Source organism: Methylobacterium sp. P1-11 (assembly GCF_008329595.1).
Lineage (GTDB): Bacteria > Pseudomonadota > Alphaproteobacteria > Rhizobiales > Beijerinckiaceae > Methylobacterium.
Window position 1 is genome coordinate 406,017 of record NZ_NPKS01000001.1, and the last position, 22,289, is coordinate 428,305.

Below are 22,289 nucleotides of genomic sequence, written 5' to 3' on the forward strand. Positions count from 1 at the left end.
CCTGGACCCGCGATGACCCCGACCGGAACGCCCCCGCGCAGCCTCACCGCCATCGTGCTCGCGGCCGGAAAGGGCACGCGAATGCGCTCGGACCTGCCGAAGGTGCTCCACCGGATCGCCGGGCGCAGCATGCTCGCCCACGTCCTGGCCGCTGTGCAGGCGGCGGGCGCGGGCCGGATCGCCGTGGTGGCCGAGCCCGGCCGCGACGACGTCGCCGCCGAGATCGCGAAGGCGGCGCCCGGTGCGCAGGTCTTTCCGCAGGTCGAGCGGCTGGGCACCGCCCACGCGGTCCTGGCTGCGCGGGAGATCCTGGCCGAGCCGGACGACGACGTGGTGATCGCCTTCGGCGACACGCCTCTGGTCACGGCCGAGACGTTCCTGCGCCTGCGCGCGCCCCTCGCCGACGGCGCCGCGGTGGCCGTGCTGGCTTTCGAGACCGCGACGCCGACCGGCTATGGTCGGGTGCTGACCGAGGGCGACCGGGTCCTGGCGATCCGCGAGGAGAAGGATGCGAGCGCGGCCGAGCGGGCCGTGACCCTGTGCAATGCCGGTCTGATGGCGCTTGCCGGGCGGCACGCCCTGGCGCTGCTCGCCCGTATCGGCAACGACAACGCCGCGGGTGAGTACTACCTGCCCGACGCGGTGGCGCTGGCTGTCGCCGACGGGCTGCCCGTCACGGTCGTGCCGGTGGACGAGGCCGAGGCGCAGGGCGTCAACGACCGGGTGCAGCTCAGCGTCGCGGAAGCGGCGATCCAGGCCCAGCTGCGCCGCACCGCGATGCTGGGCGGCGCCACCCTGATCGCGCCGGAGACGGTGTTCCTCAGCCACGACACGATGCTGGGGCGCGACGTGATCGTGGAGCCCAACGTCGTGTTCGGTCCCGGCGTGCGCGTGGCGGATGGCTGTACCGTGCGGTCCTTCGCGCATCTCACCGAGACCAACCTGGAGGCGGGCGTCCGGATCGGGCCGTTCGTGCGGCTGCGCGGCCACGCCGTGCTGGAGGCCGGCGCGGAACTCGGCAATTTCGTCGAGCTGAAGAACGCCCGGATGGGCGCGGGCGCGAAAGCCGCGCACCTGACCTATCTCGGCGATGCGGAGGTCGGTGCGAAAGCCAATATCGGCGCCGGCACGATCACCTGCAATTACGACGGCGTGCTCAAGCACCGGACGACGATCGGCGCGGGCGCCTTCATCGGCTCGAACTCGGCGCTGGTCGCCCCGGTCACCATCGGGGAGGGGGCCTACGTGGCCTCGGGCTCGGTGATCACCGACGACGTGCCGGCCGACGCCATGGCGGTCGCCCGCGGCCGGCAGGCGATGAAGCCGGGCTGGGCGAAGGAGAAGCGTGCGGCGCTGCAGGCCGAGAAGGCGCGGCGCCGGACGGGCTCCTGAGACCGCTTCGGCAGGCCGAGCACGACCGGGGCTGGCCCTGCGCCACCCCGATCCGGTAGAAGTCACGCTTGGACCCGCGCTGAGCGGGGCGGCCCGGACTCTGCGCAGCGCCTCGGCGCGGCCAGCCGGGCGTCAGAGCGAGAGACACTCCTATGTGCGGCATCGTCGGCATCGTCGGACGCGACGCGGTGGCGGGGCAGGTGATCGAGGCCCTGCGCCGGCTCGAATACCGCGGCTACGATTCCGCCGGCATCGCCACCCTGGAGCATGGCCGCCTGGCGCGGCGCCGCGCCTCCGGCAAGCTCGTCAACCTGGAGGCCAAGCTCGCGCAGGAGCCGCTCACCGGGACGATCGGCATCGGTCACACCCGCTGGGCGACCCATGGCCGGCCGAACGAGACCAACGCCCACCCGCACGCCACCAAGCGGCTGGCGGTCGTCCATAACGGCATCATCGAGAATTTCCGCGAGCTGAAGCAGGAGCTGGAGGCTGACGGCGTCGTATTCGAGACCGAGACCGACACCGAGGTCGTCGCCCAGCTCGTCAGCCGCAACATGGACCGGCAGATGGGTCCCGTGGAGGCGGTGGCGGCGGCCCTGCCGCGGCTGCGCGGCGCCTTCGCCCTGGGCTTCCTGTTCTCCGGCGAGGAGAACCTGCTGATCGGTGCCCGCCATGGCGCGCCGCTGGCGATCGGTTTCGGCCAGGGCGAAACCTATCTCGGCTCCGACGCCCTGGCGCTCGCCCCGTTCACCGACGCGATCACCTATCTCGACGAGGGCGACTGGGCGATCCTGACCCGGACCGGCGCCGAGATCCGGGACGCGTCGGGCGCGACGGTCGAGCGGGCGCGCCAGAAGATCGCCACGCAGGCCTACCGGATCGACAAGGGCGAATACCGCCACTTCATGGCCAAGGAGATCCACGAACAGCCCGAAGTGGTGGGCCGCACGCTCGCCCATTACGTCGACATGGCGCAGGGTCGCGTGATGCTGCCGGAGGCGCTGCCCTTCGACTTCGCCAAGCTCAGCCGGGTCTACATCACCGCCTGCGGCACGGCCTTCTACGCCGGCCTCGTCGCCCGCTACTGGTTCGAGCAGGTGGCGCGCCTGCCCGTGGAGATCGATGTCGCCTCCGAGGCCCGCTACCGCGAGGCACCGCTGGAGAAGGATGGGCTGACGCTGGTCATCTCGCAATCCGGCGAGACCGCCGACACCCTTGCCTCCCTGCGTTACGCCAAGAGCCAGGGCCAGCACACGCTGAGCGTGGTCAACGTGCCGACCTCGACCATCGCGCGGGAATCCTCCGTGGTGATGCCAACGCTGGCCGGGCCGGAGATCGGCGTCGCCTCCACCAAGGCGTTTTCATGTCAGCTCACGGTTCTGCTGTGCCTCGCCATCGCGGCGGGCCGCGCCCGCGGGACGCTCGACGCGGCCGGCGAGCGGCGGCTGGTCGACGCGCTTATCAAGGCACCGGGCCTGATGGCCGAGGCGCTGACTCATGAAACGGCGATCGAGGTGCTGGCCCGGGAGGTCGCGAAGGCGCGGGACGTCCTCTATCTCGGCCGCGGCACCAGCTATCCGATGGCGCTGGAGGGCGCGCTGAAGCTGAAGGAGATCAGCTACATCCACGCCGAGGGCTACGCGGCGGGCGAGCTGAAGCACGGGCCGATCGCGCTGATCGACGAGAGCGTGCCGGTGATCGTCATCGCGCCGCACGACGCGGTGTTCGAGAAGACGGTTTCGAACATGCAGGAGGTGGCCGCCCGCGGCGGGCGGATCGTGCTGATCGGCGACGCGAAGGGCGCGGCCGAGCACGGGCTCGACACGCTCGCGACCTTCACCATGCCGGCGGTCAACGCCACCGTGGCGCCGATCGTGTACGCGGTGCCGATCCAGCTGCTCGCCTACCACACGGCGGTGTTCATGGGGAAAGACGTCGACCAGCCCAGGAACCTCGCCAAGTCGGTCACAGTCGAATAGGCGGTCGCTCCCTGAGGCCCGTCGTGAGCGTCGCATGAGCGTTGCGCCGATCCTCCGGGTGCGACGTAGAACTTCCAGGCAGAACGACTGCGTGGAACCCTGAACAGGATCCTCCGCGCATTCGCGCGATCCCGATGCCCCTCGCCAGATGCCGCGGCCCGGCATTTGGTGGAGTGGGTCAGACGTGAATTGGCCAGGCTCGGCCGACCATGCCTGGGAGATGGCATCGTCGGGCGCAAGACCCCGGAGGGTCTTGAGGTGGCGGGTGAAGTGGTAGGCGCTGACGAAGCCAGTCAAGCGCTCACGGGGCTGCACGCGACGGTCGCAATGCTCGCGCGCGACCGTCGAGCCCGCTCAAGACGATAATCTTTTGCAATCGGCTCCGCGCGTCGAAAAGCTTCGCGCAAGCTTACATGTTTACAAATCCCTGTCGGCTCCTCAAAGATCTCTGTTCGCCACTACAGATTGGTCGGCATTATTCAATTTGACTTGTAGTTCACATTGTAGGCTTGCGATGATGATTGAGTACGGCCTCCCGAAATCGCAGATCGTTTCTCAGTCAAATTACTCCCCCTGGTTTGCGGACCCGGAATTTCATGCCGCATTCCAGAAAGCGGGGCCCTTGACAGCGGTCGACCACCTCCGCTGCTACGAACTCTGGCAACTGACAGAACAAGCCGCGGTAATTGAAGGCGATATCCTCGAAGTCGGTGCCTGGCGCGGCGGAACGGCAATCCTGTTTGGTCTCGCCTCCAAACGTTTTCTCGCTACGCGCCCCGTTCATGTCTGCGATACATTCGAAGGCATCGTGAAAGCCGGGGTCAACGACCCGTTCTACAAAGGCGGCGAGTTCTCTGATACAAGTCTCGATTTCGTGCAGTCGCGAATGTCCGAGTTCGATCTCGGCCACGTGCAGCTCTACAAAGGCATTTTCCCTGACGACACGGCCCATCTGCTTCGCGACAAAATATTTTCGCTCGTCCATATTGATGTTGACGTCTATCAATCGGCAAAAGAAACGTTCTATTGGGCTTGGGACCGCTTGTCCGTCGGGGGCGTCGTCGTTTTCGATGATTACGGATGGGTCGATTGTGCGGGCGTCATTAAGTTTGTCAACGAAGAATTACGGGCAAGACATGACTGCATCACGTTGCATAACCTCAACGGGCACGCAGTCATTATCAAGACCCGCCTTCAAGGCTGAGCGTTCAGGGCAAGGAACGAGTGTGAGGGTCACATCGCCGCTCGATCCTTGTCATCAGAAAGGGGTGTCACCGCCGGCACCACGGAGTCAGTGACGGCGTACCAACCCAGGTTCTTCGACGCGTGGCAGGAGACAAAATCGTCGGGGACGGTTCAGCATCATGGCTTCGAAGAGGTTCAGACGTGGAGTCTGAATAAGCCTCTCGCCTCCGGATGGGGCCCAACGGCCGTCGAGCGCCGGCCGTCAGCCCAGCGGATTGCAGCGACCCTCGATCTGGCTTGAGCGCGGCACGGCCCAATCCCTCGCCGGGCGCGGGCGATGGTCATCGAGGAAGCTTGTCCGAGCCTCCGGCCACTCTCAGGCAATATCGGCAGGATAAGCTCGGCCTGATGAATCCGCGCCTTGCTCGAGTCGGCACCGACTTTGCGAGCGCTGCGAAGCAGTCTTTGCCACGCTCCGTCGCGAGAGGTTGCGCAAACCTGGATTGCCTCGCTTTGCTCGCGCAGCCGGTTCGACGTACGGTTCATCGATCCCGGTACGAGGAACCTCATGATGGAAGGTGATGCCGTTCGCTGGCTCGAAGATCAGGAGGGTGCGATGCTATCGCTCCTCGAAGAGCTGGTGAACATCGATTCCGGCTCCTACGACAAGCCGGGCGTCGATGCTGTCGGCTTTCGCATCGCGGAGTTTCTCGCCGGCCACGGCATCCCGGTCACGACGATCCCGGTTGAGGGTTACGGCGACGCCCTGAAGGCCGAGGTGGCCGGGTCGGGCGGCGGCAACCGGCCGGTCGTCCTCATGGGCCACCGCGACACCGTCTTCCCGAAGGGGGAGCCGTCCCGGCGGCCGTTCCGGATCGCCGAGGGCCGCGCCCACGGGCCCGGTGTCGCCGACATGAAGGCGGGCCTCGTGATGAACGCCTTCGTGCTTGCGGCCTACCACCGGGCCGGCGGAGCGCCGGTGCCGCTCGTCGGCCTGTTCACCAGCGACGAGGAGATCGGCTCGCCGGCCTGCCGCCCGATCATCGAGGAGACCGCGCGCGGCGCCCGCGCGGTGCTGAATTCCGAGCCGGGCCGGCCGACCGGCAACGTGGTCACCGGCCGCAAGGGTGGCATCTTCATGCACCTGGAGGTGCTCGGCAAGGCAGCCCATTCCGGCGGCAACTATGCCGACGGGCGCAGCGCCATCCTGGAACTCGCCCACAAGACCGTCGCGTTCCACGCGATCACCGATCTCGACCGCGGCACCACGGTGAATGTCGGGCTCATCGCGGGCGGCCAGTCGGTGAACACCGTGGCGCCCCGCGCGACCTGCGAGATCGACCTGCGCTACGTGACACCGCCCGATCGCGAGGCGGCCATGGGCCGGATCGCCGCGATCGTGGCGCATTCCACAGTGCCCGGCACGACCGCGCACCTGACCATCAAGGGCGAGTTCCTGCCGCTGGTGCAGGATGAGGCCTCGCGGACCCTGTTCGAGACCTACGCGCGGGTCAGCGCGCAACAGGGCACGCCGGTGGCGGGCGAGTTCGCCGGCGGCTGCGCCGATTCCGGTTTCACCGCCAGCGTCGGCTGCCCGACCCTCTGCGCCGTCGGCCCCGTCGGCGGAAAGGCCCATTCCCCGGAGGAATATCTGGAGGTCGGAAGCCTCGTTCCGCGGGCGCGCGCGATGGCCGAGACCATCGCGGCCTTGGCGGCGGGCTGACGGTCGGAGATCGACCAGCGCCAGCGCCAGCGACGCGTCGCCGTCGCGCGGTGCGCGACCGGTCTCCTGCGGCATCGCGCGGTCGATGGCCTGACGGTCCGCCTCAGACAGCACGAGGTCGGCCGCAGCCGCGGCCTCTTCAAGCTGCCGGATCCTGCGCGTCTCGGGGATCAGGACGCTGGCGTCGCCGCGATGCGGGACCCAGGCGAAGCCGCGCCGGGACGGCAAGGGTGAAGGCCGATTGCGACGCGCGCGATCCTCGAGCCGTCCCTCTCCGCACCCGGACGGACCGTGATGACTACGAGAGCGCCCCTGGCCCCGTCGCGGCTGCGAGGCGCAGCAGGAAGCCGTCGAGGGCGGCCTTGTCGATCCAGCGGAGGATTGCGACGAGGTCGCGTTCCGGATCGCACCAGATCACGTTGTTGCCCGCCCCGAGCGCGCTGAAGGCGGAGGCGGGAAGCTGCGGCTTGGCGGCGGCACCCCGGTTCAGCCACCAGAGATAGCCGTAGTTGTCGAGGGTGGGGGAGGGGTCCAGCATCGCGCGGATCCATCGCTCGGACAGAAGCCGACGGCCATTCCAGGCACCGCCGCGGGCGATCAGGAGACCGAAACGTGCATGGTCGTCAGCCCCGATGAACAGGCCGCCGCCCCAATGGCCGCCGCCGGGGACCGACTGAATCCGGGTGCCGTCGATCTCGACCCAAGCAGTGTCGTAGCCGCGCCATTCCCAGTCCCGGGAGGCACCGATCGGGTCCATGATCCGCTCGCGCAGCACCTCCGGCAGGGCGCGGCCGAAGCGGCACATCAGACAATAGGACAACAGGTTCACCCGCACGTCGTTGTACTCGTAGTAGGAGCCCGGCGGGCGCGGGATCCGCTTTTCCCCCTTCCGGCTGTTATCGGCGCCCGGACCGATCTGCCGGAAATGGTCGACCTGATCGGACTTGCCGAACAGCGTGCCCTGCCACTCGCTCGATTGCTGCAGCAGGTGGCGCCACGTGATCGCGCCGTTATGCGGGCCGTCGAGAAGCGGATCGGGAACGCTCTCCCGCACCGGCGCATCCACGTCGGGGATCAGCCCGTCGTCGGAAGCGAGGCCGGCCAGCACCGCGAGGTAGCTCTTCGCGATCGAGAAGGTCATGTCCGGCCGGCGCGTGTCGCCCCAGGCGGCGACGCGACGACCGCCCTTCAGGATCACGCCGGCGGGGCCGCCCCGCGGGCGGACCGGACCGGCAATGTCGCTCCATGGCCCCCGCTCGTTCCACTCGACGATCCCGACATAGCGGCCATCGGGATAGTACAGGCTGCGCGGCCACAGGCTCTCATGGGCCGCGGCGAAGGCGACCGCCTCCGCCAGCCGCTCGGCATCGAGTCCGGCCGAACCCGGGTCCTGTTCCGCCCAGACTTCCGTCGGCCAGTACGGCTCGGTTCCTTGGGTCACGCGCGATCTCCTGAGGGACTTCCCCCGTCGCTGCGCATGCAGGGGCTGCGCCGTGGGGCTCCGGGCAGGTAGGGCGGTGTCGCCGAGCCGGCAGGGCTCAGGCCGTTCGATGTCGGAGCCGCATCGGTCGTCGCGATCGATCTTGCGCGACACGGGCTCCGCGGGCCCCATCGCCGCGGCAGGATCTGCCTTCGAGAATTCCGGGATCGGGGTCGAAGGGTTCAGGCCGCCATCCGCATGGCCGGATCAGAGCTTTCCGGTGAAGCGCACGGCGCAACCCGGATGGGCCGCAACGAGATGCGCGCCCCGCGCGCGCCCCAGGACCATGCAGGCGGTCGACAGCCCGTCGGCGAGCAATCCGGTCGGCGCCGTCACGGTCACGGACGAGAGGGAGCGCGGGGATCGGCCCGTCGTCGGATCGAAGATGTGGTGGTCGGCGCGATCATCCGAGAAGCGCATGTTGTAGTCGCCCGAGGTCGCTGCGAAGCCGGTGAACGGGGCGATGACGGCGGCGACGGTGGCGGGGTCGCGGGGATCGGCGAGGCCCAGCCGCCAGGGCGTACCGTCGGGATGCGTGCCGGACGCACCGAACTCGCCGGTATCCACGAAGGCATCGCCGATGCCGCGCATCCGGAGCGCGGCCATCACCTGATCGGCGGCGTAGCCCTGGATCAGGGCGTTCAGGGTCACCGCCGTTCCGGGCTCCAGGACGATGCGGTCCGGCCCGATCTGCACGCGCCGCCAGCCGACCTGAGCCAGGGCCGCGCGGAGGGCCTCCGCACCCGGTCGCTCGCCTCGGGCCGCCGCACCGGCCCAGACCGGCCAGAGCGGCTGCACGGTCGGGTCGAAGGCGCCGTCGGTCTTGTCCGCGAGGGTGAGAGCGAAGCGCAGGAGAGCGAGGAGGTGCGGATCGGGTGCCTCCAGAGCGCCGTCACGGTTGAGCCGCGCCAGGGCGCTGTCGGCCCGGAACAGGCTGGCGGCGCTCTCCACGGCGCGCATCGCCGCGAACCCGTCCGCAAGCGCGGCCTCGACGACGGAAGCCTCCGACCCGGCGGCGGTGAGTGCCACAGTTGTGCCGAAGGCGAGCCCGGCGCGCGTGCGAAGTGTCAGCCCCCGCGTCGCCGCGGAGGCGCAAAAGGCGGCGATCCCGCCCAATCCCGCGAGCCCGGCAGCTCCGACGAGGATGCGGCGGCGCGCGCGGGCGAAGCGACCCGGCGCGCTCATCCCACGGTCACCGGCCGCGGCGCGACCCGGCGCGCCCGCTTGCGCGCCACCACCTGCGGCACGCATTGCGCCGGATCGCGGATGATCGTCACGCAATCCATGCACTGGAAGCACTCGGCGTAGTCGACTCGGCCGGAGGGGGCGATGGCCCCGTAGCGGCAGCGGACCTTGCAGAGCTGGCAGGGGGAGCCGCACTCCGCCCGGCGCGGGATCCAGTCGAGGAGCCGCACGCGGCCGATGAGGGCGAGACCGGCGCCGAGCGGGCACAGGTAGCGGCAGAACCCCTTGTAGACGAAGAGATTGAGGACGAGCAGCCCGGCCGCGTAGGCGACGAACGGCCAGGATCGCACGAAGGAGAGCGTGATGGCGGTCTTGAACGGCTCGACCTCCGACACGGTGTCGGCGAGGGGCGACCCGGCGGCGGCGGCACCGAGGATGCCGAAGAGCACGACGTACTTCAGCTGACGCAGCGCCCGGTCGAGGCCGGCCGGCACCACGACCTGCCGGATGTGCAGGGGCCGCGCCAGCAGCGCCACGCATTCCTGCAGCGCGCCGAAGGGGCAAAGCCAGCCGCAGAACGTGCCGCGTCCCCAGGCCACGAGCGCGGACAGCGCGAAGACCCAGAGCACCAGCGAGGGCGGATCGTAGAGCAGGAAGGTGAGGTCGTGGGTGACGGTGGCGGCGCGCACGAGGCCGACGAGGGTGACGATCGAGAGTTGCGCCTGCGCGTACCAGCCGACGAATCCGAGGGTCAGCGCCAGGAAGCCGAGGCGGAAGCGCGCGAAAAGCCGTCGATCCGCCACCAGCCCGCGCTGGCGGCCGAGGACCGGTACCAGCACCGCGAGCATCAGCCCGATCAGCCCGAGTTCAGGTGCCCGGGCGCGCCACGGATCGGTCCAGCCCGGCCCGTCCTCCGGGTGGATGCGGGTAAACAGATCGGCGGGAAGTTTCGTCTCCACCATGAAGGTGCGGGCGATCTTCTCCGACAGGATCTGCCCGCGCTCGCGCACGATCGTCTCGGCCAGGACCCAGGGCGCGGACGGGTCGAAGCCGGCCGCCTGATCGATCCGCAGGATGGTCCAGGGGCCGGGCGGCAAACCCTCCGCGCGGCCGGCATCGCGGCGCTCCACCGCCATGTCGCGGGCGTTCACGATCAGGCCGCCTTGGCTGACGGCCAGCCGCTCGGGCACCGCCCCCAGCACGAACCTGTCGCCGATCGGGTTCTCGGGCGCCTCCTCCGGCCCGGCGCTGATCACCATCACCGCGTGGTTGCCGGGGCCGAGTTCGCGCATCAGCGCGTCGTACCCGGCCCTGCCCAGCAGGTTGCGGCCGATCGCCGGCACGTTGAGATAGGCGACGGGGAGGTCGGTCCGTACCGCATCGGGCGGTCCCTCCGCGCGGTCGTCCGCGCCGGTTCCCTTGAAGGCCGCGGCGGCGGCGGCGTTCGTGACCGTGAGCCGTTTGACCCAGCCGCGGGCGAGCAAGTCAGGCAGGGTGAGAGGCGCGTAGAGGTCGGCCCTGGCCTCGACCTTGAGGCCGACATTGACGGCTCCGAAACCGAGCTTCACGCGCGCCACCGCGAGCGCCGAGGCCAGGATCGACTGGTTGATGACCCGGGTCGAGGCGGTGGCCATGGAGATGCCGTCGACGGTGGTCTGCGGCGCGGCGCCGGCGGCCCGGGCGTTCGGCCGTCCGACCCGGATCGCCTGGCGGGCCGAGAGGCCGGCATATTGCTCGACGAAGGCGAAGAGCGGCTCAGAGCCGAGGCCCTCGAGGAAGACCGGCTCGTGATGCGCGATTACCTTCACGTCGCGGAAGGTGCCGTCAGGCGCCAGCGCGATCAGCAGGTCAGGGGGCGTGCCGCCGAAGCCGGGGATCGGCGCGAGATCGACGGATTCGAAGGCGTAGGCGAAGATTTCGTAGGCGCCGGCCTGCTGCTTCAGGATCGGCCAGACCGGGAGCCTGTCGTCCGTCTCGCCGACGACCAGCGGAGGCGGGAAGTATCGTTCCAGGGCTGCGCGGTCGAGTTGGCCGGCCCAGACCGGAAGGGTCGGCAGGAGCAGGACGAGAAGAAGTAGCGCGGCGCGCAGGAGCATACCCGCGACCCGGCCGCCACCCACCGCGGTTCGGAGCGCGGGCGGGCCCGGAGACGGTCCGCTCCGCATCGGCCGGGCATCCTCCCTGCCTCCGCCGCCGGCTCCGCTGGTCATACATCCGGGTCGAACACGGACGCCGGCTGCAACTCGCGCTGGCTGCCCGCGCCCGCACGGGAGAGGGACGCCGCGCTCCGTCCCGAAGCCGCGCCGGCAAGGCCGATGAGCGGACCCGGTCGCCTGTGCGGGGGAGGGGAATGCAGCCGCGCGGGATTGCGGAAAACTCACGGCGCCGCACCGGCGGCGCGCGCCTCCGCTGCAGCGGCGCCGGGCATCGGCCGCGCCGCCACGCCCCAGGGGAAGCGGCCGACCTTCACGGTCTTGATCGGCTTGAACGTCTCGGCATCGATCACCGTCACGTCGCCCGAGACGCCGTTGGTGGTGAAGAGCCGCGTGCCGGCAGCGTTCAGGGCGAGCTGCCAGACCCGGCGGCCGACCAGGATGTAGCTCTCGACCTTGAAGGTCGCGGTATCCACCACCGCGACCCGGTCGGACGGACCCAGCGCCACGAAGGCGTGGCGCCCGTCCTTCGACATCTGGATACCCACCGGCTGGATCCGGTCGGCCGCGATCCCCTTCACGGCGAACGCGATCGTCTCGGTGACCCTGCGGGTGGCGACGTCGATCACCGAGACGGTGCCGCCGATCTCCGAGGAGGCCCAGAGCCGCGTCCCGTCCGCCGAGAACGCCGCGAAGCGCGGCCGCTGCCCGACCGGCGTCGCGTCCATCGCCTCCAGGCTCTTCGTGTCGATCCAGTGGACCATGTTGGTGGTCTCCGAGGTCGTCACGGCGGTGCGACCGTCCGGGCTCACCGCGACGCCCTCCGGCTCGATCCCGACATCGATCTGCGCCAGCACCTTGCGGGTCTGCGCGTCGACCACCGTGGTGGTGGCGTTCTCCTCGTTGGCGATGAACAGCGTGCGCCCGTCCGGCGCCAGGGCGAATTGCTCCGGATCCTCGCCCGAGGGCAGGTTGTGCCGGACCTCGCCGGTCTCCGGGTCGATCACCTGCACGGCGTCGGAATCGCTGGCGCAGAGGTAGAGCGACCGCCCGTCCTGCGAGAAGGTCAGCCCGCGGGGCCGCCGGCCGACCGGGAAGGTGCGCATCACCGCGAAGCTGTCGCCGTCGAGCACCGAAACGGTGTTGTCACGCTCGTTCGAGACGAAGATTTCCTCGGCCCGCGCCGGCACCGCGAGGCAGAGCAGGAGGGCGAGGGCGGCGCGCCGGCTCATCCTGGCGTCCCGGCGAACGCGCGGCAGGCACTCTCGGGCTCGTCGAGTCCGAGCGTGTCGAGTTCCGTGCGGTGATGGAGGTAGCCTTCGATCGGCGCCGTCGCGGCGACGGCCCCGGGCCAGAGCAGGAAGACCGGCTGGCGCAGTTGCCCGTCCCAGGCGCGAAAGCTCAGGGGCCGGCCCTTGAAGCCGCCGACCTCGAAGCCGGGCGCCGTCAGGGCGGCGCGGACTTTCGCGGGATCGGTGCTGCGCGCCTTCACGGCCGCCTCGCCGACGGCGTGTACCGCCATCCAGCCGGCCCAATCGACGGGCCGCATGGGCCGCCCGGCGAGCTTCCGGAACCGGCCCTGGAGCTGCACCGCCGCCCAGGCCTCCACGGGCCGCCCCCAGGCGGCCGGCGCGAGGCCCTGGGTGCCGACCAGGGGCCGGGGAGAGGCGGTGTTGTAGTTGAGGCTCGCGCCGAACGCGCCGGCCTCGTCGGCCACCGCCACCACGTCGTGCTCGGGCCCGCGGGTCGGCAGGGCGAACTCGCGCAAAGCCGTGTCGCGGACGTCGCCGCCCTGCGGGTCGTAGCGCGACTCGGCGACGATCCGCGCGCCGAACTTCCTGGCGCTGCGCCTCAGCGCCTCGGCGTAGAGCGCGTCCCCGGGCGCCGGCCCGGACACCAGCAGGATCCGCGACCAGCGCCTGAAGGCCAGGAACTGCACCAGCGCGTCGGCCAGCATGGCGCGGGAGGGCAGGATGTGGAGCAGGTTCTTCCGGCAATCGACATCGCGCAGCCGCGTGTCCGGCGCAGCGATGTTGAGGAGCACGCTGCCCTGCGCTTCCGGCAGGTCGGCGAGGGCGATGACATCCGCGGCCGGCGCGTTGACGACCACGAGGCGGGGATCGGCGAGATCCCGGAACGCCTGGCGGATGTCGTCGCCCGGCGCGACGACCTTCGCGTCGAGGGCGAAGCTCAAGCCGAGGAAGCGGCCGGTGGCATTCGAATCCTTCAGGCCGAGATCCGCGCCCTTGGCCCCCTCATCGTCGGGGATCGGATCCTCGTTGTTCAGCGGTACCGGCCGTTCGACCCGCCGCTCGAGGTAGTGGATCGTGAGGGGCGGCCCCGCCATCGGGGTCGCAGCCTCCGCCGGGGAGACCGGCGCGAGGCTCGCGAGGATGCACGGCAGCAGGACGGCCAAAGGCCGCCCGCACGTCGAGACCCGTCGCGCACCGGGGGATACCATCCTCGCCCGCCTCCCTCCGTCCCCGCGGATCTGATCGTTGCGAGAACTCTAGAAGCGAGATGCTGACTGCGGATATTGGACCAAGGTGCACCTATCAATCTTGATGCAGTGCAACACAAGTCGTGCATCGGCATAAACTGGTCGATCCGTACCAAAGCATAATGGGTCGCGAGCCCGGAGCTTGATAACCGTCGGTGAAAGACGATGGGAGGCGGGGCATGGGCAGGATGAAGACGGCGGCGGTCGGCGTGTTCGTGGCGCTCGGGCTGGCTGTCGGCGCCGGCGGCGCCCTCGGGCACGGCGACGTCCAGCCCCAGCCGGTCAAGACCGACGGCCTCAAGCCGCTGGGCACCGAATGGGTCGCCGAGAACCCCTACAAGGGCGATGCGCACGCGATTTCGATCGGCGCCTCGGGCTTCAACCAGAACTGCGCCCGCTGCCACGGCCTGGAGATGATCTCCGGCGGCCTCGCCCCGGACCTGCGCTACCTGCCGCAGGGCAAAGAGGGCGACGAATACTTCGTCGAGCGCATGAAGCACGGCGCCGTGATCAACGGCGTGACCAAGATGCCGGCCTTCGAAGGGATCATCTCGCAGGAAGGCCTCTGGGCGATCCGCAGCTACATCGAGTCGAAGCATGAGGAGTAGTGCGCGGTTCCTCCTTGCCGGCGGGCTTCTGCTGGCACTCCGGTCTCCGCCGGAGGTCGCCGCGCGTCCGCTCGATCAGGTCGTCGCCGACGGAACGCTGCGGGTGGCGGTCTATGGCGACAACGCGCCGTTCTCCGACACGGTGAACGGCAAGGCACACGGCATCGACTCCGATCTCGCGCAGGCCATCGCTGACGTGCTCAAGGTGAAGCTCGACCTGCGCGTGGTCGATGCCGGCGAGAATGTCGACGGCGACCTGCGCCTGAACCTGTGGCGCGGCGACCTCGCTGGCACGCCACTCGCCGACCTGATGCTGCACGTGCCCACCGACCGCCAGCTCGCCCTGCGCAACGAGCAGGTGTTCTTCACCGCGCCGTATTTCGAGCAGGAGATCGCCTTCGCGTACCGGAAGGACGCGCTGGAGGGCTTCGCCAGGCTCGACGATATCGGCGACCGGAGCGTCGCCCTGGAGGGCACGGGCGCGGCCGACCTGATGCTGCTCACCGCGCAGGGCGGCCGGTTCCGTCAGAATCTGAAGCACTACAGGAGCTTCGAGGAGGCCGCGAAGGCCTATCTCGCCGGCGAGGCGCCGATCCTGGCCGGCACGCGGGCGGCGATCGAGGCGGCGCTGTTCGCCGCGAAGGCGCCCCAGGACGACAACCCGATCGCGACTTTTCCCTCGACGGGGCTGGTCAAGACCCGCTGGGAGATCGGCGGTGCGGTGCGCACGGATTCCCGCGACCTCGCCTACGCGGTCGGGGACGCGCTCACGGCCCTCAACGCGGACGGGCGCCTCAAGATGATCTGCGCGCCCTATGGCGTCAGCTACACGCCGCCGAAGGGTTACTGAAGGCCGGCGCACCCGACGCGACGGACGACGAGAACGGAGAACGGCTTGACCGCGCCCTCATCCTGAGGTGCGGCGCAGGCGCCGCGAAGAAGACCTCCGGAAGCCACTGCGATCCCTGGAGCCCTCCTTCGAGGCCTCCGCCGCGCTCCGGCACCTCAGAAGGAGGGGATCGGGCTGGACAGTCACCGCAAGGCCACAGGCCGCCATTCCGGGCCGAAGACCGGACCGGCGGCGATAACCGCATTGCCGAATACAGTCTTTCCTCCAGCCTACGCACTGACCCATTGGACCAATGGCCAATAAGACTTCTCTGAGAACATCGATAGCTTCGTCCTCCAAGGGAGCGTCCCGCGACTCGTGCGGTCCACGCTGAAACCCGGATGCTCCGGCCACATGGACCGGAGTCGAAGACGGAGGAGACGTCATGAGAATGCGGACCCGGTTCCTCGCCGCGGTGGGCGTCGCCGCCCTCGTGGCGGGCGGCGCCCTGCCGGCCATGGCCGAAAGCGTGAGCGAGCAGGACATCATCAACGACGCCAAGACGCCCGGCGACGTCGTCACCTACGGCCTCGGTCCGCAGGCCCAGCGCTTCAGCCCGCTGAAGACCCTCAACCGCGACAACATCAAGGGCCTCGTGCCCGCGTGGTCGTTCTCGTTCGGCGGCGAGAAGCAGCGCGGCCAGGAGAGCCAGGCGCTGGTCAAGGACGGGATCATCTACGTCACGGGCTCGTATTCGCGCATGTACGCGATCGATTCCCGCAGCGGCGAGAAGAAGTGGGAGTACGACGCCCGCCTGCCGGAGGGCATCCTGCCCTGCTGCGACGTGGTGAACCGCGGCGCCGCCCTCTACAAGGACAACGTCTATTTCGGCACGCTCGACGCCAAGCTCGTCGCCCTCAACGTCAAGACCGGCAAGGTGGTCTGGCGCAAGGACATCGACGACTTCAAGGCCGGCTACAGCTACACGGCCGCCCCGATCATCGTGAAGGGCAAGATCATCACCGGCGTGTCCGGCGGCGAATTCGGCGTGATCGGGCGGATCGAGGCCCGCGACGCCGAGACCGGCGAGGTGGTGTGGAAGCGGCCCGTGATCGAGGGCCACATGGGCGAGCTCAACGGCAAGCCTTCGACCATGACCGGCAAGGTCAACGAGTCCTGGCCCGGCGACATGTGGAAGTTCGGCGGCGGCGCCACGTGGCTCGGCGGCACCTACGACCCCGAGACCAACCTGATCTACTTCGGCACCGGCAACCCCGGCCCGTGGAACTCCTGGCTGCGGCCGGGCGACAACAAGTGGACCTCCTCGCGCCTCGCCCTCAACCCCGACAACGGCGAGATCGTCTGGGGCTTCCAGACCACCCCGCACGACGGCTGGGATTTCGACGGCGTCAACGAGTTCGTGCCCTTCGAGCTGAACAAGGGCGGCAAGACCATCAAGGCCGGCGCCACCGCCGACCGCAACGGCTTCTTCTACGTCCTGGACCGGACCAACGGGAAGTTCATCTCGGCGACGCCGTTCGTCGAGAAGATCAACTGGGCCAAGGGCATCGATGAGAACGGCCGCCCGATCTACAATGAGGAGAACCGGCCCGGTGATCCCAGCAAGGCCCAGGGGGACGACAAGAAGGGCAAGTCGGTCTTCGCCGTGCCGAGCTTCCTCGGCGGCAAGAACTGGATGCCGATCGGCTACAGCCCCGAGACCAAGCTGTTCTACGTGCCCTCCAACGAGTGGGGCATGGATATCTGGAACGAGCCGGTGAACTACAAGAAGGGCGCGGCCTATCTCGGCGCCGGCTTCACCATCAAGCCCGTCTTCGACGACCATATCGGCTCGCTGAAGGCGATCGACCCGGCCTCCGGCAAGGTCGTGTGGGAGTACAAGAACAAAGCCCCGCTCTGGGCCGGCGTGCTCACCACGGCGGGCAATCTCGTCTTCACCGGCACCCCGGAGGGCTTCCTGAAGGCCTTCGACGCCAAGACCGGCGAGGAGGTCTGGAAGTTTCAGGTCGGCACCGGCGTGGTCTCCTCGCCGATCACCTGGGAGCAGGACGGCGAGCAATGGGTCGGCGTCGCGGCCGGCTGGGGCGGCGCTGTGCCTCTCTGGGGCGGCGAGGTCGCCAAGTCCACCGCCGGCATCAACCAGGGCGGCAGCTTCTGGGCGTTCAAGCTGCCGAAGACGGTCGCCTCGCGCTGACGGCGCTCATCAGAAAGCGTGCCGGCCTCCACCGGCCGGCACGCCGCGGCCCCGGGGCGACGGCGATCGTCTCAACACCCGCTTGCGCGCCGGGGCTGCATCGATCACCTTCGGACCTCCCGCCCGCGTATTCGGCGGATCCTGTGAGGCTCTCGAGCGAAGGACCGAGGTCTCCGTGCATCTCCTGATCGTCGATGACCACCCTCTGTTCCGGGACGCCCTGGCGGCCACGATCCGCCTCGCGCATCCGGACGCGGTTCTGCACGAAGCCGACGGGATCGAGGCGGCCTGCGCGGTGCTGGCAGCGAACCGCGGCATCGACCTGACGCTCCTCGACCTGTCGATGCGGGGCGTGACCGGCTTCGACGGGCTGATCACCATCCGGGCGAGCTTCCCGCGCATCCCGATCCTGATCGTGTCCGGGCACGAGGATCCGCGCATCGTCCGCGAGGCCCTGCAGCACGGGGCGGCGGGCTTCGTCCCGAAGGCCATGGACAAGGCGACGCTCACCCGGGCGATCACCGAGGTGATGAGCGGCGCGCTGTTCCTTCCCCCCGGTCTCGCCGAGGCCAGCGCGCCCGCGCCGCGGAGCAAGAAGGCGCCCTTGCCCGAACGCCTCGCCCGGCTCACGCCGCAGCAGCTGCGGGTCCTGATGATGATCCGGCAGGGCAAGCTCAACAAGCAGATCGCCCATGAGCTTCAGGTCGGCGATTCGACCGTCAAGGCGCATGTGTCCGAGATCCTGCGCAAGCTCGAGGTCATCAGCCGCACGCAGATCGTGATCGACACGGCGTCGCTCGATTTCGACCAGATCCACAACAGCCACTCGGCCTGACGGGCGCGATCATCCGGAGCGCGCGATGCTCGATCGCGTCTTCCGGAACCTCTGGCTGAGGTCTCTCACGCCGTCATCCCGGGACCAGGCTGCGGCGCCGGGGATCCGGATTCGCCACGCACCAAGCCCCTGTCGCCACAGCGATTCTGGCTTCCGGGCTCGCCTGCGTCGCACCGGAAGGACGGCGAGGGCCGTCGTCCATGCGCTTCGCCGGCACGGCAGGGGAAGCATCGCACGCGTGTAACGCCTCGATCCAGCGCAGAGCGCGCGGCGGCAGAGGTAAGGCTGGACCGCGGACGCGGCCGCGCTGCTTCGTGATGGATCCCCGGCCGCATTCCGCCGGCGCCGCATGCGCCTGAGAAAGCGAGAAGCCCATTCTTCCCTCGCAACCCTGATCCTTCAGGACCGACCCCAAGCCAAATCGATATGATGCTATCTATCAGGATGCGAGCTGATCGACCCGGGATCTTCCCCGGATCCGCGCCGCACTGGTTCTGGCTGTGCCCGATATCGAAGATCCGAAGACGCGCGAGCGATTGCAGCAGGCCGTCACCCATGCCCTCCTGACGACCGGCCGTCATTGGCGCCGGGCCGCCAACACGGTTGGGGAGACACATGGCCTGTCCGACGCGACCGCGCACCCGCTCATCATCATCGGCCGGATGGCCGAGGAGCCGCGCCAGAACGTCCTGGCTGAAGCCGTCGGCATCGAGGGGCCGTCCCTGGTGCGCCTCCTCGACCAGCTCGCTGCCGCCGGGCTGGTGGTCCGCCGCGCGGATCCCTCTGACCGCCGTGCCAAAGTGCTCGGCTTGACCCCGCGCGGCCGTCAGATCTTCGAGCGGATCGAGGCCGAACTTACGACCCTGCGGGCCTGTGTCTTTGCGGAGATCGGTGATGGTGACCTGGAGGCGAGCCTCCGGGTCTTCGCGGCGCTTCAGCGCTACGGCCGCGCATCCACCGCGCCCGAGCAGGAGCCGGAATCGTGACCGTTCCCGGGTGGCGCGACTGGGCCTTCGCGCTGAAGACCTACGCGGCGGCCATGCTCGCCCTGTACCTCGCGCTCTGGATCGACCTGCCGCGTCCCTACTGGGCGCTTGGCACCGTCTACATCACGAGCCAGGTGCTGTCCGGCGCGACGCGCTCGAAGGCCGTCTACCGGGTCTGCGGCACGGTGCTCGGCGCCGCGATGAGCGTCGTGCTGGTGCCGAACCTCGTCAACGAGCCGATCCTGCTGAGCCTCGCGGTCGCGCTCTGGGTCGCCCTCTGCCTCTACGTCGCGCTCCTCGACCGCACGCCCGCGAGCTACCTGCCGATGCTCGCCGGCTACACGGCGGCGCTGATCGGCTTCCCGGCCGTCGACGATCCCGGCGCGATCTTCGACACCGCCGTGGCGCGCGCCGAGGAGATCTCCCTGGGGATCCTCTGCGCCAGCCTCGCCGCCACGCTGGTGCTGCCGCAATCGGCCGCGCCGGTCATCGTCGCGCGGCTGAACCTCTGGCTGGACGAGGCCCGGACGTGGACGCAGACCGCCCTCGCGGCGGCCGGCGCGCCGAATGCCGGCGACGCGGACGAGGACCGGAACCTGCGCCTGCGGCTCGCCTCGGACGCGATCGGGCTCGATGCCCTCGGCCTGGCCCTGCGCAACGAAGCCACAGGCGCGGAGCGCGCCGCGGCGGCCTTCGCGCCGCTCCGCCAGCACATGCTGATGGTGCTGCCGATCGTCGCGGCGGTGGCCGATCGCGTCGCGATCCTGGAGCGGGAGGGTGCCCTTCCGGCACGGGTCCGGGCCTTCCTGTCGGACCTTGCCGGCTGGCTCGCCGACGACGGCGACGATCCGGAAGGCGCCGCGCAGCTGCGCAGCCGGATCGACGGGTTCGAGCCGGCTCTCGGCCGAGACCCCGATTGGACCACGCTGCTGCTGGCGAGCCTCTCGGTTCGCCTGCGCGACGTGATCGACCTGCGCCAGGACCTGCGGGCGCTCCGCCTCCACCTCGCGGCCGGCACGGCGCCGCGGGCGCCCCTCGCCTTCGCGTACACGGCGCGGGTCAGGACCGTCCGTCACCGCGACCACGGGCTCGCGGCCTTCTCGGCGTTCGGGGTGTTCGTGGGCCTGCTGGTCTGCTGCGCCGTCTGGATCGCGACCGGCTGGCCCGACGGCTCGGCGGCCCCGATGATGGGGGCGGTCGCGTGCTGCCTGTTCGCCGCGCAGGACGACCCCGCGCCGCAGATCCTCAGCTTCACCAATTCGGCGATCGTCGGCGCCATCGGCGCCGGTCTGTACCTGTTCGCGGTGCTGCCGCTCGCCACCACCTTCGAGATGCTGGCCCTGGCGCTGGCGCCCGCCCTGATCCTCTGCGGCCTGATGATGACCCAGCCCCGCTTCGCCCCGATGGGCATGGGCGCGGCCCTCAACGGGGCGACACTGCTGGCGCTCCAGAACGGCTACAGCGGCGACTTCGCGCCCTTCGCCAACAGCGTGGTCGCCTCAGTGGTCGGGATGTGGATCGGCGCGGTCGTGACCCGGCTGATCCGCTCGGTCGGCGCGGGCTGGAGCGCACGCCGGCTGGTGCGGATCAACCGCCGCAGCCTCGCGGCCGCCGCGGACGGGCGCGGCACCGGGCACGGGCTCGAACTCGCGGCCCTGATGCTCGACCGCGCCGGCCTGATCGCCCCGCGCCTGGCGACGCTGCCCGCCGAGGCGTCGGTCGCGATGGGCGACCTCCTGGCCGACGTGCGGGTGGGCATCAACCTCGTGGAGGTCCGGCGGGTGCGGCGGCAACTCACGGGCGCGGCCCGCACCGCCGTCGATCACGTCCTGGCGCTGGCGGCGCGTCAGCTGCGTCGCCGGACGGGCCGCGGCGACACCGATCTCCTGGCCGCCCTGGACGATGCCCTCGATGCCGTTGCCGGCGTGCCGGCGTCGCCGGAGCGTCGGGCCAGTCTGATCGGTCTTACCGGCCTGCGCCGCGGCCTGTTCCCGGATGCGCCTGCCTACCGGGCTGCCCCGGTGCTGGATCAGCGGGAGATGGCGGCATGATGGGCGAGATCGACCTCTACGGCGTGTTCGTGCCGGGGCTGGCCCTCTGGATGGCCATCGCCTTCGCGCTCAGCCTGCCGCTCCGCCGCCTCCTCACGGCGACCGGGTTCTACCGCCTCGTCTGGCACCGGCCGCTCTTCGACCTCGCCCTCTACGTCGTCCTGCTCGGCGGCGTCGTGGCCCTCGCCCACCGGACCCTGCAATGACTGCCCTTCTTTCCGTCCTCGGCCGCGTCTTCGTCACCCTCGGCATGGTGGCCGCGGCGCTGATCGTTGGCGTCGGCCTCTGGGACTACTACATGGACGCCCCCTGGACTCGTGACGGGCGCGTCCGTGCCGACGTGGTGGCGGTGGCGCCCGACGTGTCCGGCCTCGTCACCGAGGTGCTGGTGGAGGACAATCAGGTCGTGCGGAAGGGCGACGTCCTGTTCCGGATCGATCCGGACCGGTTCCGCCTCGGGCTGCGGCAGGCTGAGGCGATGGTGGAGGGCCGCAGGGCCACCGCCGAGCAGACTGCGGCCGATTACGCCCGCTACAGCAAGCTCTCCGACGCGGCGGTGTCGCAGCAGAAGGTCGAGGCCGCCAAGGCGGCCGACCTATCCGCAGGGGCCGCCTACGAGCAGGCCCTGGCGGATCGCGACCTCGCCAAGCTCAACCTGGAGCGTTCGGCGGTGCGGGCCTCGGTCAACGGCCGCATCACCAACATGGAGCTGCGGCCGGGGGCTTACGTCACCACGGGCCGCGGCGTCATGGCGCTGATCGACAGCGACACCGTCCGGATCGAGGGCTATTTCGAGGAGACCAAGCTGCCGCGGATCCGCGTCGGTGCGCCCGTGACCATCCAGTTGATGGGCGAGGACGGCGTGCTCAAGGGCCGGGTGGCGAGCATTGCCGGCGGCATCGGCGAGACCGGCCGCAGCGACGCGACCAACCTCCTGGCGAACGTGAACCCGACCTTCTCCTGGGTGCGCCTCGCCCAGCGGATTCCGGTGCGGATCACCCTCGACGGCGGCACGGCGGATCCGCGGCTGGTGAGCGGCCGGACGGCGACGGTGTCGATCACCCCGGCGGGCGGGGAAACCCTGCGCTGGCCCTGGACCGCGTGGCGCGAGGCGCTCGCCCGCTGAGGCGGCTGCCGAACCATCCCGGGGCAGCCGGGTTGGCCTGAC

The 22,289-nt window shown here is 69.9% G+C and carries 17 protein-coding genes; 12 read left to right on the plus strand and 5 right to left on the minus strand.

The window, feature by feature from the left end; all coding sequences use genetic code 11:
- Window positions 1-12 precede the first annotated feature (12 nt).
- The 4 genes from glmU to CIW48_RS01980 all read left to right on the plus strand — a co-directional run bounded on the left by glmU (window position 13) and on the right by CIW48_RS01980 (window position 6,279).
- Entirely contained in the window at window positions 13-1,392 is a 1,380-nt protein-coding gene (gene glmU / locus CIW48_RS01965) for a bifunctional UDP-N-acetylglucosamine diphosphorylase/glucosamine-1-phosphate N-acetyltransferase GlmU (protein WP_149308548.1), read from the plus strand.
- 152 nt (window positions 1,393-1,544) lie between these two features.
- Window positions 1,545-3,371, plus strand: a complete 1,827-nt coding sequence (gene glmS / locus CIW48_RS01970) for a glutamine--fructose-6-phosphate transaminase (isomerizing) (protein ID WP_149308550.1) — start codon at window positions 1,545-1,547, stop codon at window positions 3,369-3,371.
- A 517-nt stretch (window positions 3,372-3,888) separates the two neighbouring features.
- Entirely contained in the window at window positions 3,889-4,575 is a 687-nt protein-coding gene (locus CIW48_RS01975; RefSeq protein WP_173009153.1) for a TylF/MycF/NovP-related O-methyltransferase, read from the plus strand.
- 549 nt (window positions 4,576-5,124) lie between these two features.
- Window positions 5,125-6,279, plus strand: a complete 1,155-nt coding sequence (locus tag CIW48_RS01980) for a M20 family metallopeptidase (protein WP_149308553.1) — start codon at window positions 5,125-5,127, stop codon at window positions 6,277-6,279.
- Window positions 6,280-6,577: 298 nt separating this feature from the next.
- Here CIW48_RS01980 and CIW48_RS01985 read toward each other — a convergent pair whose 3' ends face one another.
- The 5 genes from CIW48_RS01985 to CIW48_RS02005 all read right to left on the minus strand — a co-directional run bounded on the left by CIW48_RS01985 (window position 6,578) and on the right by CIW48_RS02005 (window position 13,444).
- The gene (locus CIW48_RS01985; RefSeq protein WP_149308555.1) at window positions 6,578-7,720 is read right to left on the minus strand and encodes a serine hydrolase; all 1,143 of its coding nucleotides are present in this window, start codon (window positions 7,718-7,720) and stop codon (window positions 6,578-6,580) included.
- Between the two features lie 246 nt (window positions 7,721-7,966).
- Complete coding sequence (locus tag CIW48_RS01990) at window positions 7,967-8,944, minus strand: FAD:protein FMN transferase (RefSeq protein ID WP_149308557.1); 978 nt, start codon at window positions 8,942-8,944, stop codon at window positions 7,967-7,969.
- Entirely contained in the window at window positions 8,941-11,040 is a 2,100-nt protein-coding gene (locus CIW48_RS01995; protein ID WP_246695096.1) for a 4Fe-4S binding protein, read from the minus strand. The genes CIW48_RS01990 and CIW48_RS01995 overlap by 4 nt, the downstream gene beginning before the upstream one ends.
- A 281-nt stretch (window positions 11,041-11,321) precedes the next feature.
- Window positions 11,322-12,329 (minus strand): YVTN family beta-propeller repeat protein, encoded by a 1,008-nt coding sequence (locus tag CIW48_RS02000; RefSeq protein ID WP_149308561.1) that lies wholly within the window; start codon window positions 12,327-12,329, stop codon window positions 11,322-11,324.
- Complete coding sequence (locus CIW48_RS02005; RefSeq protein ID WP_246695092.1) at window positions 12,326-13,444, minus strand: ABC transporter substrate-binding protein; 1,119 nt, start codon at window positions 13,442-13,444, stop codon at window positions 12,326-12,328. Before CIW48_RS02005 ends, CIW48_RS02000 begins: the two co-directional genes overlap by 4 nt.
- A 341-nt stretch (window positions 13,445-13,785) precedes the next feature.
- On the opposite strand from CIW48_RS02005, the gene pedF reads away from it, so the two are divergent.
- From pedF to CIW48_RS02045, 8 genes are all read left to right on the plus strand, one after another.
- Window positions 13,786-14,205: a cytochrome c-550 PedF gene (pedF, locus tag CIW48_RS02010; protein ID WP_149308655.1), complete on the plus strand. Its 420-nt coding sequence runs from the start codon at window positions 13,786-13,788 to the stop codon at window positions 14,203-14,205.
- A complete protein-coding gene (locus CIW48_RS02015) occupies window positions 14,195-15,055 on the plus strand; it encodes a transporter substrate-binding domain-containing protein (protein WP_149308566.1) in 861 nt (286 codons plus the stop codon). Before pedF ends, CIW48_RS02015 begins: the two co-directional genes overlap by 11 nt.
- A gap of 424 nt (window positions 15,056-15,479) precedes the next feature.
- Entirely contained in the window at window positions 15,480-17,249 is a 1,770-nt protein-coding gene (locus CIW48_RS02020) for a PQQ-dependent methanol/ethanol family dehydrogenase (protein ID WP_149308568.1), read from the plus strand.
- A 175-nt stretch (window positions 17,250-17,424) separates the two neighbouring features.
- The gene (locus CIW48_RS02025; protein ID WP_149308570.1) at window positions 17,425-18,084 is read left to right on the plus strand and encodes a response regulator transcription factor; all 660 of its coding nucleotides are present in this window, start codon (window positions 17,425-17,427) and stop codon (window positions 18,082-18,084) included.
- 500 nt (window positions 18,085-18,584) lie between these two features.
- Window positions 18,585-19,070, plus strand: coding sequence for a MarR family transcriptional regulator (locus CIW48_RS02030; RefSeq protein ID WP_149308572.1), 486 nt, complete (start codon window positions 18,585-18,587; stop codon window positions 19,068-19,070).
- On the plus strand, window positions 19,067-21,121 hold the full coding sequence (locus CIW48_RS02035; protein WP_149308574.1) for an FUSC family protein: 2,055 nt from the start codon (window positions 19,067-19,069) through the stop codon (window positions 21,119-21,121). The genes CIW48_RS02030 and CIW48_RS02035 overlap by 4 nt, the downstream gene beginning before the upstream one ends.
- Window positions 21,118-21,327, plus strand: coding sequence for a DUF1656 domain-containing protein (locus CIW48_RS02040; RefSeq protein WP_149308576.1), 210 nt, complete (start codon window positions 21,118-21,120; stop codon window positions 21,325-21,327). Before CIW48_RS02035 ends, CIW48_RS02040 begins: the two co-directional genes overlap by 4 nt.
- Window positions 21,324-22,247 carry an HlyD family secretion protein gene (locus CIW48_RS02045; RefSeq protein ID WP_149308578.1) on the plus strand — a complete coding sequence of 308 codons (924 nt, stop codon included), beginning with the start codon at window positions 21,324-21,326 and terminating at the stop codon, window positions 22,245-22,247. The genes CIW48_RS02040 and CIW48_RS02045 overlap by 4 nt, the downstream gene beginning before the upstream one ends.
- The last annotated feature ends 42 nt before the right edge of the window (window positions 22,248-22,289 follow it).

Bases quoted from the DNA above. Each gene is read 5' to 3' on its own strand.
- CIW48_RS02040 (WP_149308576.1), top strand. From the start codon at position 21,118: ATGATGGGCGAGATCGACCTCTACGGCGTGTTCGTGCCGGGGCTGGCC.
- CIW48_RS02020 (WP_149308568.1), top strand. From the start codon at position 15,480: ATGAGAATGCGGACCCGGTTCCTCGCCGCGGTGGGCGTCGCCGCCCTC.
- CIW48_RS01975 (WP_173009153.1), top strand. From the start codon at position 3,889: ATGATTGAGTACGGCCTCCCGAAATCGCAGATCGTTTCTCAGTCAAAT.
- CIW48_RS01995 (WP_246695096.1), bottom strand. From the start codon at position 11,040: ATGCTCCTGCGCGCCGCGCTACTTCTTCTCGTCCTGCTCCTGCCGACC.
- CIW48_RS02005 (WP_246695092.1), bottom strand. From the start codon at position 13,444: ATGGCGGGGCCGCCCCTCACGATCCACTACCTCGAGCGGCGGGTCGAA.
- CIW48_RS01990 (WP_149308557.1), bottom strand. From the start codon at position 8,944: ATGAGCGCGCCGGGTCGCTTCGCCCGCGCGCGCCGCCGCATCCTCGTC.
- CIW48_RS02000 (WP_149308561.1), bottom strand. From the start codon at position 12,329: ATGAGCCGGCGCGCCGCCCTCGCCCTCCTGCTCTGCCTCGCGGTGCCG.
- CIW48_RS02045 (WP_149308578.1), top strand. From the start codon at position 21,324: ATGACTGCCCTTCTTTCCGTCCTCGGCCGCGTCTTCGTCACCCTCGGC.
- CIW48_RS02015 (WP_149308566.1), top strand. From the start codon at position 14,195: ATGAGGAGTAGTGCGCGGTTCCTCCTTGCCGGCGGGCTTCTGCTGGCA.
- pedF (WP_149308655.1), top strand. From the start codon at position 13,786: ATGAAGACGGCGGCGGTCGGCGTGTTCGTGGCGCTCGGGCTGGCTGTC.
- CIW48_RS01980 (WP_149308553.1), top strand. From the start codon at position 5,125: ATGATGGAAGGTGATGCCGTTCGCTGGCTCGAAGATCAGGAGGGTGCG.
- glmU (WP_149308548.1), top strand. From the start codon at position 13: ATGACCCCGACCGGAACGCCCCCGCGCAGCCTCACCGCCATCGTGCTC.
- glmS (WP_149308550.1), top strand. From the start codon at position 1,545: ATGTGCGGCATCGTCGGCATCGTCGGACGCGACGCGGTGGCGGGGCAG.